This window comes from Aquabacterium sp. (genome assembly GCF_021768455.1).
GTDB lineage: Bacteria > Pseudomonadota > Gammaproteobacteria > Burkholderiales > Burkholderiaceae_C > Aquabacterium.
Genome location: NZ_JAIZVX010000110.1, coordinates 1 through 14,375 on the forward strand (window position 1 = coordinate 1; position 14,375 = coordinate 14,375).

At 67.6% G+C, this 14,375-nt stretch carries 16 protein-coding genes; 1 reads left to right on the forward strand and 15 read right to left on the reverse strand.

Features of this window, described 5'->3' with window-relative positions; genetic code table 11:
- The 5 genes from QZ994_RS14135 to QZ994_RS14155 all read right to left on the reverse strand — a co-directional run.
- Nucleotides 1-743, reverse strand: a 743-nt coding sequence (locus QZ994_RS14135) for a metal ABC transporter permease (protein ID WP_290872814.1), incomplete at its 3' end; no start/stop codon positions are given.
- A gap of 13 nt (nt 744-756) precedes the next feature.
- Nucleotides 757-1,680 carry a zinc ABC transporter substrate-binding protein gene (locus QZ994_RS14140; RefSeq protein ID WP_290872817.1) on the reverse strand — a complete coding sequence of 308 codons (924 nt, stop codon included), beginning with the start codon at nt 1,678-1,680 and terminating at the stop codon, nt 757-759.
- A gap of 26 nt (nt 1,681-1,706) precedes the next feature.
- Nucleotides 1,707-3,104, reverse strand: a complete 1,398-nt coding sequence (locus QZ994_RS14145; protein ID WP_290872819.1) for a hypothetical protein — start codon at nt 3,102-3,104, stop codon at nt 1,707-1,709.
- A gap of 89 nt (nt 3,105-3,193) precedes the next feature.
- The gene (locus tag QZ994_RS14150) at nt 3,194-3,502 is read right to left on the reverse strand and encodes a hypothetical protein (RefSeq protein WP_290872821.1); all 309 of its coding nucleotides are present in this window, start codon (nt 3,500-3,502) and stop codon (nt 3,194-3,196) included.
- Between the two features lie 6 nt (nt 3,503-3,508).
- Nucleotides 3,509-4,492, reverse strand: a complete 984-nt coding sequence (locus QZ994_RS14155; RefSeq protein ID WP_290872823.1) for a M23 family metallopeptidase — start codon at nt 4,490-4,492, stop codon at nt 3,509-3,511.
- Nucleotides 4,493-4,522: 30 nt separating this feature from the next.
- Between QZ994_RS14155 and QZ994_RS14160 the strand changes: the two genes are divergently transcribed.
- Nucleotides 4,523-4,879 carry a DciA family protein gene (locus QZ994_RS14160; RefSeq protein ID WP_290872825.1) on the forward strand — a complete coding sequence of 119 codons (357 nt, stop codon included), beginning with the start codon at nt 4,523-4,525 and terminating at the stop codon, nt 4,877-4,879.
- Between the two features lie 67 nt (nt 4,880-4,946).
- Here QZ994_RS14160 and QZ994_RS14165 read toward each other — a convergent pair whose 3' ends face one another.
- The 10 genes from QZ994_RS14165 to QZ994_RS14210 form a co-directional block, all read right to left on the reverse strand.
- Entirely contained in the window at nt 4,947-6,122 is a 1,176-nt protein-coding gene (locus QZ994_RS14165) for an FAD-dependent oxidoreductase (protein ID WP_290872827.1), read from the reverse strand.
- A 13-nt stretch (nt 6,123-6,135) separates the two neighbouring features.
- A complete protein-coding gene (locus QZ994_RS14170) occupies nt 6,136-6,300 on the reverse strand; it encodes a rubredoxin (RefSeq protein WP_290872829.1) in 165 nt (54 codons plus the stop codon).
- Nucleotides 6,301-6,407: 107 nt separating this feature from the next.
- The gene (locus QZ994_RS14175; protein ID WP_290872831.1) at nt 6,408-6,626 is read right to left on the reverse strand and encodes a DNA gyrase inhibitor YacG; all 219 of its coding nucleotides are present in this window, start codon (nt 6,624-6,626) and stop codon (nt 6,408-6,410) included.
- Between the two features lie 6 nt (nt 6,627-6,632).
- Nucleotides 6,633-7,391, reverse strand: coding sequence for a cell division protein ZapD (gene zapD, locus QZ994_RS14180; RefSeq protein ID WP_290872833.1), 759 nt, complete (start codon nt 7,389-7,391; stop codon nt 6,633-6,635).
- Between the two features lie 18 nt (nt 7,392-7,409).
- Complete coding sequence (coaE, locus tag QZ994_RS14185; RefSeq protein ID WP_290872835.1) at nt 7,410-8,033, reverse strand: dephospho-CoA kinase; 624 nt, start codon at nt 8,031-8,033, stop codon at nt 7,410-7,412.
- Nucleotides 8,015-8,899, reverse strand: a complete 885-nt coding sequence (locus QZ994_RS14190) for an A24 family peptidase (RefSeq protein ID WP_290872837.1) — start codon at nt 8,897-8,899, stop codon at nt 8,015-8,017. The genes coaE and QZ994_RS14190 overlap by 19 nt, the downstream gene beginning before the upstream one ends.
- A gap of 7 nt (nt 8,900-8,906) precedes the next feature.
- On the reverse strand, nt 8,907-10,124 hold the full coding sequence (locus tag QZ994_RS14195) for a type II secretion system F family protein (RefSeq protein WP_290872839.1): 1,218 nt from the start codon (nt 10,122-10,124) through the stop codon (nt 8,907-8,909).
- A 34-nt stretch (nt 10,125-10,158) separates the two neighbouring features.
- Nucleotides 10,159-11,889 carry a type IV-A pilus assembly ATPase PilB gene (pilB, locus tag QZ994_RS14200; protein WP_290872841.1) on the reverse strand — a complete coding sequence of 577 codons (1,731 nt, stop codon included), beginning with the start codon at nt 11,887-11,889 and terminating at the stop codon, nt 10,159-10,161.
- Between the two features lie 168 nt (nt 11,890-12,057).
- A complete protein-coding gene (locus QZ994_RS14205) occupies nt 12,058-13,788 on the reverse strand; it encodes an ABC transporter transmembrane domain-containing protein (protein ID WP_290872844.1) in 1,731 nt (576 codons plus the stop codon).
- A gap of 95 nt (nt 13,789-13,883) precedes the next feature.
- Nucleotides 13,884-14,375 (reverse strand): glycosyltransferase family 9 protein (locus QZ994_RS14210; RefSeq protein ID WP_290872847.1); only part of this gene is annotated, 492 nt, incomplete at its 5' end.

Below are 14,375 nucleotides of genomic sequence, written 5' to 3' on the forward strand. Positions count from 1 at the left end.
ACCAGGGCCATGGCCTGCACCACCACCGCACCGGAGGGCAGGTCGAGCACCGCCGAGAGCGCCAGCCCGATGGCATAGGCCAGCGCGCCGGCCACCCACGCCAGGGGCATCTGCCAGCGCGCCGGGGCGTGGCGCACGGCCAGGGCCGGCATGATCAGGCTGCTGAAGACGAGGTAGACGCCCACCAGCTGCACCGAGGCCGTCACGGCCAGGGCGAAGACGACGTAGAAGCCGGCCCGCCCCAGGCCCGAGTCCGGTCGGGTGCGCAGCCCGACCCAGGCGGCCAGCAACAACGCCGTGAGCGCGGCCATGGCGCCCAGCTGGCCCCAGCTCACCCACAGGATCTGCCCGACGAGCAGGTCCTTGAGGTGTTCCCCTCCGTGCGGGTTGCCCGCCAGCAGCAGGATGCCGAGGCTGGAGGCCAGCACGAACAGGGTCCCGATCAGGGCCTCCTGGATCTCGGGCCAGCGGCGCTCCAGCCAGGTCAGCAGGGCGGCGCCCAGCAGCGCAGCCAGTGCCGCCGAGGCCTGCACCGCCCAGCCCTGCGGTTCCCAGCCGAGGGCGTCGGCCGCCATCACGCCCAGGCCGGCGATCTGCGCGATCGCCAGGTCGATGAAGACAATGCCTTTGCGCAGCACCTGCAGGCCCAGGGGCACGTGGGTGGCGAGCACGAGCAGGCCGGCGATCAGGGCCGGGCCCAGGATGGCCCAGTCCAGGGCCTGGGTGTGGAGGGTGAGGTTCATGGGGTGCCCGGTTTCACTTCACAGCCTGGAGCAGCTGGGCGACGGTGTCGTCGAACAGGCCGAAGAGGTCCTTGGCCTTGTCGCTGCCACCCACGGTGAAAGGCAGCACCGCCACCGGGATGTGGGCGCGCTCCGACAGCCACTGGCTGCCGCGGCCATCGTTGTAGGCGGCGCGGAGCACGACCTTGGCCGGCGTGCGCTGCAGCTGTTGCAGCACCTCGGCCAGGTGGGCGCTGCTGGGTTCCACCCCGGGTTTGGGCTCCAGGGAGGCGACCTGCTTCAGGCCCAGCCAGGCTTCCAGGTAAGGAAAGCCCTTGTGCTGGACCACGATGGCCGTGCCCTTCAGGGGGGCGGCAGCCTGGGTCCAGCGCGTGGTGGCGGCGGTCCAGCGGACCTGGAAGTCCGCCAGGCGGCGCTGGTAGGTGGCGGCCTGGGCGGGGTCGAGTTCGGCCAGCTTGCGCGCCAGGGCTGGGGCCACGGCCGCGATGTTGCGCGGATCGGTCTGGATGTGGGGGTTGCCAGCGGCGTGCACGTCGCCATCGGCACGGTCCAGGCGGGTGGGCACTTCCAGCTTGCGCACGAAATCGGCGGCGAAGAAGGTGCCGGGCTGGCCCTCCTGCACCTTGGCGTTGCCGGATTGGCGCTGCAGCACGGGCAGCCAGCCGACCTCCAGCTCGGCGCCGGTGCAGACCAGCAGGTCGGCGCTGCGCACGGCGGCGATCAGGCTGGGTTTGGCTTGCACCTGGTGGGGGTCCTGCATGGCGTTGGTGGCCACGTAGACGCTGGCCTGGTCGCCGGCCAGTTCGCGGGTCAGGGCGCCCCATTCGGGTTCGCAGGCCACGACCTTGAGGGCGTGGGCGGGCAGGGCGGTGGCCACGAGCGCGGCGGCCAGCGCGAGGCCCTGGGCAGGGCGTGACAAGGCGGAAACGGATGTCATGGTGTGTTCCTTGTGCGTGGGCTGGCTCAGTAGCTGTGCGCGCCGTGGGCGCCCAGGCTCATCTGGTACTGCAGAAAGAGCTGCTTGTCCTTCACGCCTTCGCGGGCGCGGTCGTCGCTCACCTGCAGGCGCCAGCGGCTGAACTCGCTGAGCGACCAATCCACCATCAGGCTGTTGCGCTGGGGGTTGTAGGTGCTGTCGGCCAGGTACAGGCCATTGCTGCCGTAGCGGACGCTGCCGCTGTCGAGGCGGTCGTGGCGCAGGCCCACGCGCCAGCTGGGGGCGAACTGGTAGACCCCCTGCAGGTACCAGCCGGATTGGGCCGATCGGTACCCCGCCAAGGGCGAGCCATTGCCGCTGACATCGGTCGTGTCATAGGTGACATCGCCCGTTTCGCGACGGCGGAAGTACTCGCCCTGCAGCTTGAAGTTGGTGCGGGTGGCGTTGCCATAGGGCGCCCATTTCCAGACGCCGTCCAGCACCCAGAGCTGGCTGCGGCCGGTGAAGGCGTTGGTGACCTCGTTGCCGGCGAGGTCGGTGGTGTTCCATTCGCGGTCTTGCGCCTCGTGGCGCAGCCAGCTCACGCCGGCACGCCACGAGTTGCTGTCGCCCACATCACCCCCCGTGTGGGCCGCCAGCACGACCGATCCCGCCCCATTGCGGTTGCGGTCGGTGCCGGGAAAGTCGGCCCCCTTGCCCAGCTCGGCAGTGAGTTCCAGGAACTGCTCGGTGGGCGCCAGCCAGCGTGCCTGCACACCCTCCTGCTTGAACTGTCCGCCAAAGAAGGCCTGGTAGGCCAGGGGCGCGTCGACGAAGTCCCAGGTGTGGGCGTGCTGTTCGTTCAGGTAGCCTACGCCAGAGAAGAAGCGACCGGCCTTGACCTGCAAGCCCGCGGGCAGGGCGCGCGTCTGCACAAAGGCCTCTTCGGCCGAGATCTCGTTTTCGGGGGAGACGGCCATCGTCAGCGAACCGAAGAACCAGGGGTCGATGTTGGCGCTCAGCGTCATCTCCGACTCGCCCAGATTGAAGCCGCGTGTGCCCGGGCCGACCTCGCCACCCGTGGGCTGGAAGCCGCCCATCTGCCAGGTGCCGGGGTCGCGTTGCAGGGCGCTGTAGGTGCCGCTCAGGATCACGGCGACCTGCGGGTTGAAGCCGTTCGCCGAGGCGGCGACCGAAGGGGCGGCCACGGGCGTCACGGCCGCTGGGGGCGCTTCTGCCTGGGGGGCAGCGGCGGCGGCAGACGCGCCCCGCTGTGCGGCCTGCAGTTGGGCTTCGAGGGCCTGGATGCGGGCGTCGTAGGCCTGTTTGAGGGCGTCGATCTGGGCCTGCATGGCGGCCAGCTCGTTCGTGGGGGCGGCCAGGGCCGCGGGCACGACCCCGGTGGTCATCAGGGCCAGGGTCAGGCGGGAAAGGGGAATGCGCATGGGATCTCTCTGCGCCTGCGCGGTGGCAGGCGGCTGAACAAAATGGTGAGCGCAGACCGGCCAGTGCATGGCGGGTCTGCAGGACGAGTTCAGGCAGAGAGAACGGGAGGGGCGCGTGAGCGGTAGCTGGCGCGGAAAGCGCCAAGGTGGCTGGCCCAGCCAGGCTCGGGCGGGGCCTGCGTCAGGGCCGGGTGCAGCAGGGCGGGGGCGGTGTCGCCCGCCAGGGCCTGCTCGGCCGCATGGAAGCTCAGGCAGTCCTTGCACAGGGTGTGCGTCGGGGCGCCGTCTTCACCCTTGATGTGCTGGACGCCATGGCGCAAGGCCCCCTGCTGCATCAGCAGCATCAACAGGGCCAGCAGCAGGTGCCAGCCCAGTCTCGGGGCCTTGAATCGGGTCATGGGCGATCAATGTACGGCAACGTTGTTGCCGTTTGGTGAAGCCGTGGGATTGCCGACACGGGCCTGTTGCGAGAGGAAGCGCGAGGGGTTCTGCTGTACGCCCTCCACCAGCACCTCGAAGTGCAGGTGGGGTCCGGTCGATCGCCCGGTGGAGCCCACCTCGGCGATCTTCTGCCCGCGCTTGACCAGGTCGCCCTGCTTGACCAGCATGCGCGAGGTGTGGGCGTAGCGCGTCACCAGGCCATTGCCGTGGTCCAGTTCGACCAGCTGGCCGTACTGCGGATGGGGCCCCGCCGAGAGCACCACCCCACCGGCTGCGGCCATGATGGGGGTGCCGACGTCGGCGGGAAAATCCAGGCCGGTGTGCAAGGCGGCATGGCCTGTGAAGGGGTCGGCGCGGAAGCCGAAGCCCGAGCCGATGGGGCCATCCACCGGGGCGCTGCTGGGCACCATCAGCGCATCCAGGCGCTTCTCGAACAGGCGGGATTCGATCAGGGTGAAGACGTCGGCGTGGCGGTCGCTCAGGGCTTCGAGGTCGCCCATCGCGCTGTTCAGATCGGCCAGCGTCGCCGACGAGGCCGGCACCTCGCGCAGACCCACCAGGGGGCCACCGGCCGCTCCCTTGGGTGCGGGTTCGATTTGCTTGAGCTCATCGGCCTTGATGCCGGCCATGCCGGCCACGCGCTCGCTCACGGCTTCCAGGCGCAACAGGCGGGCCTGCAGGTCGCCCATCTTCACGGCCATGGCATCGAGGTTTTCGCGCATGTAGCGGTCGCGCTGGGCCAGCTCCTGTCGTTCCACATAGCGCACGGCTTCGGAGATGATGGGCCAGTGCTCGCGGGCTGCCTTGAGCACGATCCCGTGGTAGAGCGCCAGGCTCAGCATCATCATCGGGATGGTCAGCGCCAGCAGCGTCAGGACCAGGCGCCACGCCGTGAACTGCACAATACGGGGGCGCGACAACACACTGGTCGTGATCAAGATCTGCATGCGACTACTTTCTGCATTGAACCTTCAGCCATGAACGCCCGCGGCAAACCTCCTGCGGGGCGGGCCTTCTCGACCCTGAGCTACCGGCCCATGGTGCCGGATGTGCCCGCGGTCGATCGCGCCCTGACCCGATCCAGCCCCCTGGCCAGCCTGATGCAGCGCCTGAAGGCGTCGCAGGCCTGCCTGGAAGTGGTTCGGGGTTGTTTGCCACCAGCGATGGCACCCCACGTGAAGGCCGGTCCCATCGACGACGAGGGCTGGACCTTGCTGGCGGCGAATTCGGCCGTGTCGGCCAAATTGCGCCAGCTGCAGCCCCTCCTGATGGAGGCGCTGACCCGAAAGGGGCTCAAGGTTAACGCAATCAGGGTGCGCGTTCAAACCGGCTGAGTCACGGGCGCGACCGTACCACCCCCTGGCCTGGAGGGGGCGCGGCAGCGTCAGCAGTCTGACTTGTTCAGCCCAACACGGGCGGCAGCAGGGCTGCCAGGGCCTGGCGTTGCGCCACGGCCTTGCCCTGCAGGGCGAAACCCAGCAGGCGGTCGGGGTCGGCTTCGGCCGTGAAGCGGGCCTCGATGGCCTCTTCCGTGGCGTTGATCACCCATTGGCCTGTTGCACCCAACGGGGGCGGGCAGACCACGGTGGGCCAGGCGGGCGTCTTCACCACCACGGGCATGGCCGGGTAGGCCACGGCGGTCGGGGTGCCGGCCAGGGTGGCCGCCAGGGCGCGGGCCTGCTGCATCAGCGGCATCACGTAGGGCAACAGGGTGCCATCGACCTCGGCGCAATCGCCCACGGCGTAGACATGGGGCACGTTGGTGGCCAGCTGGCGGTTGACCAGCACGCCACGGCCTGTGGCCACGCCGGCGGCCGCCGCCAGGTCGGTGCGGGGCTTCAGGCCGATGGCCGAGAGGACCAGGTCGGTGTCCAGCGTGCTGCCGTCGCTCAGGCTCACGCTCAGGGCCTGGCCCGAGCGGTTCACGGCGCTGGCGCCCACGCCAAAGCGGAAGCAGGCCCCACCGGCCTGCAGTTTCTCTTGCAGCCGGGCCGAGGCCTCGGGCGGCAGAAGCCGGGGCAGCACGCGCTCGGCCAGATCGAGCACCGTGGGCGCGATGCCGCGGGCCAGCAGGTCGTTGGCGAACTCGCAGCCGATCAGGCCCGCACCCAGGATGGCCACACGCTGCACGGGGGCACCGCCAGCGGCCGTGTCCAGCGCCTCGGCGAAGCGGGCGAAGTCGTCCAGGTCATTGACCGACAGCACCGTGTCGGCCGCATCGCCCTGCAGCGGCAGGCGGATCGGGTCTGCACCCAGGGCCAGCACCACATCGCGGTAGGGCAGGGTCTGGCCGTTGGACAGGGTCAGCACGCGGGCCGCGGTGTCGATCGCGGTGACGCCGGTCTGGGCCAGCACCGTGATCTTGACTTCGTCGGCCATTTTCTCGGCGGGCTTCATCACCAGCGTGGCGGCGGTCTTCTTGCCGGCCAGCGCGTTCGAGAGCATGGGCTTGGAGTAGAAGCCCGCGTGGTCGCGGCTCACGACCGTGATGGGCACGTTGGCGTCGGCCTTGCGCAGCTCGCGCGCCAGGTTGTAGCCCGCCAGGCCGGAGCCGATGATGACGACCGCTTCAGTCATGCCTGTGCTCCGCTCAGATCTCGATCAGTTCGAAGTCGGACTTGCCGACGCCGCAGTCCGGGCATTCCCAGCCATCGGGCACATCGGCCCACAGGGTGCCGGGCGCGATGCCGTCTTCCGGGCGGCCCTGGGCCTCGTCATACACAAAACCGCACACAACACATTGGTAAGTCTTCATCTTGGCCTCTTGGAACGTGGGGCTGGATTCTGGCGCATGCCTGCGAACCCATCGGGGTGTGGGTGCGTCAGGAAGGGCGTGGGGGCGTCAGTGGCCCCTGGAGCCCCTCAAGCGGTGGGGTCGTCAAGCAGGTCTTCGCTGCTCGGCTTGGCCTCAACCCTGTAGGACTCGCTCGCCCAGGCGCCCAGGTCGATGGCCTTGCAGCCCTTGCTGCAGAAGGGGCGGTAGGGGTTTTCGGTGCTGTAGAGGTGCATGGTGCCGCAGGAGGGGCAGCGCACTTCAAGGGCTTTTTTGGGCGCGGGTGCGCCGGTGTCGGGCTGGCTCATGGCGGTTCAGGCGCAGAGGGTGAGTTCGAAGCCGGCGTCGACGTCCGAGGCGATCTTGAGCTTGCCTTCGGCATCCGGGCGCATCAGCCGCACCGACACCATCAGGCGGTTGGCGCTGATTTCGGGGATCAGGCCCAGGCCCGGATCGATGCGCAGGCGCAGCAGCAGAGGGCTGCGGTTTTCCTTGAGGCTTTGCTGGTACTGCCCGCAGGGGGCTGCCACCATGTGCGGGTGGCCGGCGTCGCGCAGCAGGCCAAGCATGAGCTTGAGGGCATCGGCCAGGGGGCTCAGGGAGGCCACCCACTGTTGCAGATCGGTCTGGCGCTGGGCCGCGGGCAGGTGCTGCCAGGCGTAATAGGCCGGCAGGTCGAATTCGCAGGTGCCGCCGGGGATGTTGATGCGGCTGCGGATGCTCATCAGCCAGTCGTTGCTGGCCAGGGTCTGGCCTGCCTTGCCTTGCAGCTGGTGCAGGCCGTGATGCACGCGTTCGATGCGGGCCAGCACCTCGTCGAGCACCGATTCCTGGATCGCGGGGTTGCCGCGGTAGGACATGAACTGGGCCTTGTAGCGGTCGAGGTCGCGCAGCAGGTCGCTTTTCAGGTCGGCGCGCGAGGCGACGTCCATCACTTCGAAGATGGTGGCGAGCGCAAAGTGGTGGTCCACCGGGGCTTCGCGCCACATCAGCGTGGTGAGGCGGTCGAAGAGGTGTTCCAGCCGCAACATGGTGCGGATGCTTTCACCGAAAGGGTATTCGTAGAGGATCAACGCGCCACCTGAAGCAGTTCACACAGCATCGTGTGCATTGTTCCACAAGCGCCAGACCTTCTCGACCTCGGCTCGCAGTTCTTCAAGGCTCAATCCTTCATTGAGGATGAGGTGATCGGCCATGGCGCGTCGGGCTTCCCGGGTGGCCTGTTTGGCCAGCACCGCCTCGACGGCCTCGCGCGACCAGCCCGAGCGGGCCATCACGCGCTGCACCTGGGTGCTGGTCTCGGTGTCGATCACGAGGATGCGGTCGACCTTGTTGCGCCAGCGATCGCCCGATTCCACCAGCAGCGGCACGTCGTAGACGATGTGCTGGCCGGGCAGGGCCACGGCGGCGTGGGCATCGGCATGTTGACCGATCAGGGGGTGCAGGATGGCCTCCAGGCGCTGCAGCACACTGGCATCGGCAAAGGCGAGTTCGCGCATGCGGGCGCGGTCCATGGCGCCCTGTGTGTCGATCAGGTGCTCGCCAAACTGTGTGGCGATGGCGGGGATGGCAGCCCCGCCCGGGGCCGTGAGCGCGCGCGAGATGGCATCGGTGTCGACGAGGTGGGCGCCCAGCGCCACCAGCATCTGGCTGACGGTGGACTTGCCGCTGCCGATGCCGCCCGTCAGCCCGATTTTCAGGCCCAGCCCAGCCATCCCAGCACCCGCTCGGATCCCGCCAGCGTGACCACCAGGCCCGCACCGGCCAGGAAGGGGCCATAGGGCACGTAAACGCCTTCGCGCAGGCTGCTGTTGAGCTTCATGCCGATGCCCACCACCGCACCGATGATGGACGAGCCCAGCACGATGGGCAGGATCATGGGGGCGCCCAGCCAGGCGCCCATGGCGGCCAGGAGCTTGAAGTCGCCATGGCCCATGCCTTCCTTGCCAGTGGCCAGCTTGAAGAACCAGTAGACCGACCAGAGCGACAGGTAGCCGGCCACAGCACCCCACAGGGCATCGGCCAGGGGCAGGTTCCAGCCCAACCCCGCCGCCACCAGGCCGGCCCAGAGCAGGGGCAGGGTCAGGTCGTCGGGCAGGAGGGTGGTGTCCCAGTCGATGGCGGAGGCGGCCACCAGCACGGCCACGAAGCCGCACCACAGCAGGGTGGTGGGCTGGGCGCCGAAGTGCACGCCACAGGCCGCAAACAGGGCGGCCGTGGCCAGTTCGATCAGGGGGTAGCGCACCGAGATGGCGGTGCCGCAGGCCGAGCACTTGCCGCGCAGGGCCAGCCAGCTCAGCAGGGGGATGTTTTCAAACCAGCGGATGGGGTGGCCGCAGGCTGGGCAGCGCGAACGCGGCCTGGACAGGCTGATCACCTCGGTGGGCTCCATCACGCCGGCGGGCAGGGTTTGGCCCAGCGTGGCCGCAGCGTCGATCTGCCACTGCGCTTCGAGGATCTTGGGCAGGCGGTGGATGACGACGTTGAGGAAGCTGCCGACGCACAAACCCAGGAGCGCGAGGCCCCAGGGGGTGAGAACGGTGTCGGACAGGAAGGCGAGGGTGGCGGGATCGAAGAACATCAAGGGGTCAAACCACCTGGCCGAGCTTGAAGATGGGCAGGTACATCGAGACGACGATGCCGCCGATGATGGTGCCCAGGAACACGATGATGAAAGGCTCCATCAGGCTGGAGAGGGCCTTCACGGCTTCGTCGACTTCTTCTTCGTAGAAGTCGGCCGCCTTGCCCAGCATGGCGTCGAGCGAGCCGGATTCTTCGCCGATGGCGGCCATCTGCAGCACCATGACGGGGAAGAGGCCGGTGGTCTGCATGGAGGTGGTCAGGCCGGTGCCGGTGGAGACATCGCGCTGGATCTGCTCGGTGGCCTCGGCGAACACGGCGTTGCCAGCGGCACCGCCCACGGAATCGAGTGCTTCCACCAGGGGCACGCCGGCGGCGAACATGGTGGCGAGGGTGCGCGTCCAGCGGGCCACGGCCGACTTGAACAGCAGGTCGCCAAAGACCGGCATCTTGAGCAGCAGGCGGTCCATGCGTTTTTGCATGACCTCCGAGCGCTTCCAGGTCTGGAAGAAGAAGTACAGGCCGCCACCGATGCTGCCGAAGATGGCCCACCAGTAGGACACGAAGATCTCGGACATGCCCATCACGAAGAGCGTGGGGGCAGGCAGGTCGGCACCGAAGGAGGTGAACACTTCCTTGAAGGCGGGGATCACGAAGATCATGATCACGGCCACCACCACGAAGGCCACGACCAGCACGGCGGTCGGGTAGGTGAGCGCCGACTTGATCTTCTGCTTGATGGCGATGGTCTTTTCCTGGTAGGTGGCCAGGCGATCGAGCAGGGTTTCCAGGATGCCCGCGGCTTCGCCGGCTTCCACCAGGTTGCAGTAGAGCGAATCGAAGTGCATGGGGTGCTTGCGGAAGGCGGCCGAGAGGCTGGTGCCGGTTTCCACATCCCCGCGGATGTCGTTGAGCAGCTTGGTGACGCGTGGGTTGGTCGAGCCCCGGGCCACGATGTCGAAGGACTGGAGCAGGGGCACACCGGCGCGCATCATGGTGGCCAGCTGGCGTGTGAAGATGGCGATGTCTTTCGGCTTGACCGAACTGCCACCGCTCATGCGGCGCTTCTTGACCTTGCTGACCAGGATGCCCTGGCGGCGCAGGCTGGCCCCGACCATGGCCTCGCCACCGGCACGCATCTCGCCCCGCACGATCTTGCCGTTGCGGTCCTTGCCTTCCCATTCGAAGACAAATTCCTGGGGTTTCTTGGCTGCTGCCGTGGCCATGTGTGGGAACTCCGAGACGTCAGGGCGTCATTGCTTAAACGTTGGTCACCGCGATGACCTCCTCCAGGGAGGTGAGACCAGCCTTGACCTTCACCAGGCCAGATTCGCGCAAGTCTCGCACGCCTTCCAGCTTGGCCTGTCGGGCGATGTCCATGGCGGTACCCTGGCTGAGGATGATGCGTTGTATTTCCTCACTGATGGGCATGACTTGGTAAATGCCGACGCGACCCTTGTAACCGTTGTTACACGATGAGCAACCGATCGCACGATACGGTTTCCAGCTGCCATCGACCTCTTCTTCGCGGTAACCGGCGTCGAGCAGGGCCTGTTTCGGGTAATCGCCCTGGACTTTGCAGACGTCACACAGGCGGCGCGCCAGGCGCTGGGCCGTGATCAGGATGACGCTGGAGGCGATGTTGAACGTGGGCACGCCCATGTTCATCAGCCGGGTGAGGGTGGTGGGCGCGTCGTTGGTGTGCAGGGTCGACATCACCATGTGGCCGGTCTGGGCGGCCTTGATGGCGATGTCGGCGGTTTCCAGGTCGCGGATTTCGCCGACCATGATCACGTCCGGGTCCTGGCGCAGGAAAGCCTTGAGCGCCACGGAGAAGTTCATCCCCGCCTTGTCGTTGACGTTGACCTGGTTGATGCCGGGCAGGTTGATTTCGGCCGGGTCTTCCACGGTCGAAATGTTGACGCCTGGCTGGTTCAGGATGTTGAGGCAGGTGTAGAGCGACACCGTCTTGCCCGAACCCGTGGGGCCGGTGACCAGCACCATGCCGTAGGGGCGGCTGATGGCGTTGAGCAGGCGCTCCTTCTCGATCGGTTCGTAGCCCAGGGCATCGATGCCCAGCTTGGCGCTGGACGGGTCGAGGATCCGGATCACGATCTTCTCGCCAAACAGCGTGGGCAGCGTGCTGACGCGGAAGTCGATGGCCTTGCTGCCGAACTTGAGCTTCATGCGGCCGTCTTGCGGCACGCGGCGTTCGGCGATGTCGAGCTTGGAGATGACCTTGATGCGCGAGGCCAGCTTGTCCTTGATGGCAATGGGCGGCTGGGTGACTTCGCGCAGTTCGCCGTCGACCCGGAAGCGCACGCGGTAGTTGTACTCGTAGGGCTCGAAGTGGATGTCGGAGGCGCGGGCGTTGATCGCGTCGATCAGCATCTTCTGCAGGAAGCGCACGACCGGGGCGTCTTCCACCTCGTTGGCCACATCGGTGGCCTCGGGGGCGGGCATGCCCATGTCGTCGGTGACGTCGAACTCGAAGTCGGACGAGGCCAGGGCCGAGAGCTGTTCTTCCGCCGTGGCGGTCAGGCCTTCGAGGAGCTTGCTCAGCTTGTCGTGCTCGACGATGACCCACTCGGGCGTGAGCTGGGTGGCGAACTTGATGCGCTCGATGGCTTCCTGGTCGGTCGGGTCGGCGCCCGCCACAAACAGGCGGTTGCCGCGCTTGGACAGGACCAGCACCTGGTACTGCGACGACAGCTTGTTGTCGATCACGCCCTTGGGCAGGCGCTGCATGTCGATGGCTGCCAGGTCCATCACGGGCACGGCGAGCGCGCGCGAGAGGGTGTGGGCCAGGTCGGCCGACTGGATGGCGCCGCTGCCCACCAGGGTGCTCACGAAGCTGCGTTTGGTGTCGCGGGCGGTTTTGGTGAGGGATTCGGCGGCTTTCACGTCCAGCTTGCCGGCGTTGACGAGCACGCGGGCCACGCCAGAGAGCGAGCCGGGGGCGGGGGCATCAGCAAAGATGGTGTCGGCCATGGAAATGAAGCAGGCTTTCGCAGGCCAGAAAGGCCCATGTGAACGTCAAATCATCCGTCAATCAAGGCGGGCTGTAAACCGTGTAATCGGTGGGCTTGGCGTGGCATTTTTGGCAAAGCACCTCACCCAAAGCGCAGGTGGCCCATGCGCACACGGGCCAGCCGCAGCTCAGTGCGCCGACTGGATGCGCACCATGCCCGCGTAGATGCCGCCCTGGGCCATGAGTTCGGCGTGGTCGCCTTCTTCCACCACGCGGCCATCGGCCATGACGCAGATGCGGTCGGCATTGCGGATGGTGCTGAGGCGGTGGGCGATGAGGATGAGGGTCTTGCTGCCGCGCAGGTCTTCGATGGAGCGCTGCACCACGGCTTCGGATTCGGAGTCGAGGGCGGAGGTGGCTTCGTCGAAGATCCAGATGGCGGCGTCTCGGTAGAGCGCGCGGGCGATGGCCAGGCGCTGGCGCTGGCCGCCGGAGAACTTGCTGCCGTTGGTGCCGATGTGGGCGTCCATGCCATCGGGCAGGGTCTGGATGTGGTTCCAGAGGTTGGCGGCGCGCAGGCATTGCTCGACCTTGGCGCGGTCCAGGCCCAGGGGGCTGGCATAGGCCACGTTCTGGGCCACAGAGCCTTCGAACAGCACGATGTCTTGCGAGACCACGGCGAAGTGGCGGCGCAGGCTGGCGAGCTTGAGCTCGTTGATGGGCGTGCCGTCGAGCGTGATCTGGCCGCTGTCCGGGTTGGCAAAGCGCAGCAGGGCGCTGACCACGGTGCTTTTGCCGGCCCCTGAGGAGCCGACCAGGGCGATGGTCTGGCCGCCGCCGATGGTCAGGTTCAGGCCGTTGAGGGCGGGCGTGCTGGCGCCTTCGTACTGCAGGGTGACGTTGTCGAAGGTGATTTCGCCGCGCGAGACGGGCATCTCCAGAGTGCCAAGATCGGGCTCGGGCGGGGCGTTGATCAGCTCAAAGGCGCCTTTGAGGGTGATCAGCGCGCCACTGATGGGGGTGTAGACGTCGGTCAGGTGGCGCATGGGCGAGATCGTCATCAGCAGGGCGGTGATGAAGGACACGAACTCGCCGACGGTGGAGGCGCCCTCGCTGGCTTGCCAGATGGCCAGCGTGAGGATGATGGAGACGCCCACGGCGGCCAGCACCTGGGTGATGGGGGTGACCAGGGCGCTGGTGGCGACCTGCTTCATGGTCATGCGCCGGTGGTGGACGGCGTCCTTCTCGAATCGGTCGAGCTCGAAGTCGACGGCGTCGAAGGTGCGCACCACGCGCCAGGCTCGGGCGTTGTCGTCCACCGTGGACACCAGCTTTTGCTGGGCCAGGTACTGCGCTTCGCCCACCTTGTTGAGGCGCTTGCGGATCAGCTTGACGCTGAAGGCCAGCAGGGGCATGGAGACGAAGGCCAGCAGGGTGAGCTGCGGGTTGAGGTAGAGCAGGTAGGCGACCAGGAAGACGAGTGTGGACGCGTCCCGGATGATGGAGATGACCGAGCCGCCCATGCCGGAGGCGGCCGACTGCGGGTCGTTGATGATTTTGCTGACGGCGATGCCGGGGCTGATCGTGGTGAAGAGCTTGGCGTCGGCACGCAGCAGGGCGCGCATCAGGTCGCGCCGCAGGTTGAGCACGATGGCCGATGTGGCCGAGTTCATCACGAACGAGCCTGCGAAGTTGAAGGTCCCACGGGCCACGAACAGGCCGATGACCACGATGGGCACCAGCCACAGCGGGTACTTCAGTCCTTCCTTGAAGCCCGAGTCGATCAGTTTCTTGAACAGGGCGGGCACCAGGGGCTCGACTGCAGAGCTCAGCAGGAAGAACAGCACGGCGGCGACCAGCATGCGCCATTGGGGGCGCAGGTAGCCTTTCAGGCGGGCATAGGTGTCAGAAAAGTCCATGAGCGTGTGAGGTGGCGGGGTGCCGGCAGAACTGCCGCGCCGGGGATTGTGGCATTGGCCGCCAGGTGAGTGCCCGGCGGCTGCGGCGCTTCGCTTTACTTTGCGGCGAGGACCTGCGAGATGGCGTTGAGCACGGCATCGCGGCTGGGCACCTGGCCTTTGCCGCCCAGGCTGACGACGGGGCCTGAACCACGCAGTCCGGCCAGGCCGGGTTCGTGGTCGCAGTAGATGCCCACCGTGGGGCGACCATGGGCTGCGGCCAGGTGGCTCATGCCGGTGTCCAGCCCGATGACGACCTGGGCCTGGGCCAGGGTGTCGGCGGCCTGGGCCACGGTGAGGAAGGGCGGCACGCTGCCACCCAGGTCGGCGGCCAGGGCCTGGGCGCGCTGTTGTTCTTCCGGGCTGCCCCAGAAGATCGCCACCTGCCAGCCTTTGGCCTTCAAGGCCTGGCCCACAGCCACCCAATCGGCATGCGGCCAGAGCTTTTCAGGCCGGCTGGCGCAGGGGATCAGGGCGGCGAAGGGAGCCGCGGCTTCGCCGCTGTCGCTGGCGGGCGTCCACGCATGGGGATCGGCCTGCAGGCCGAT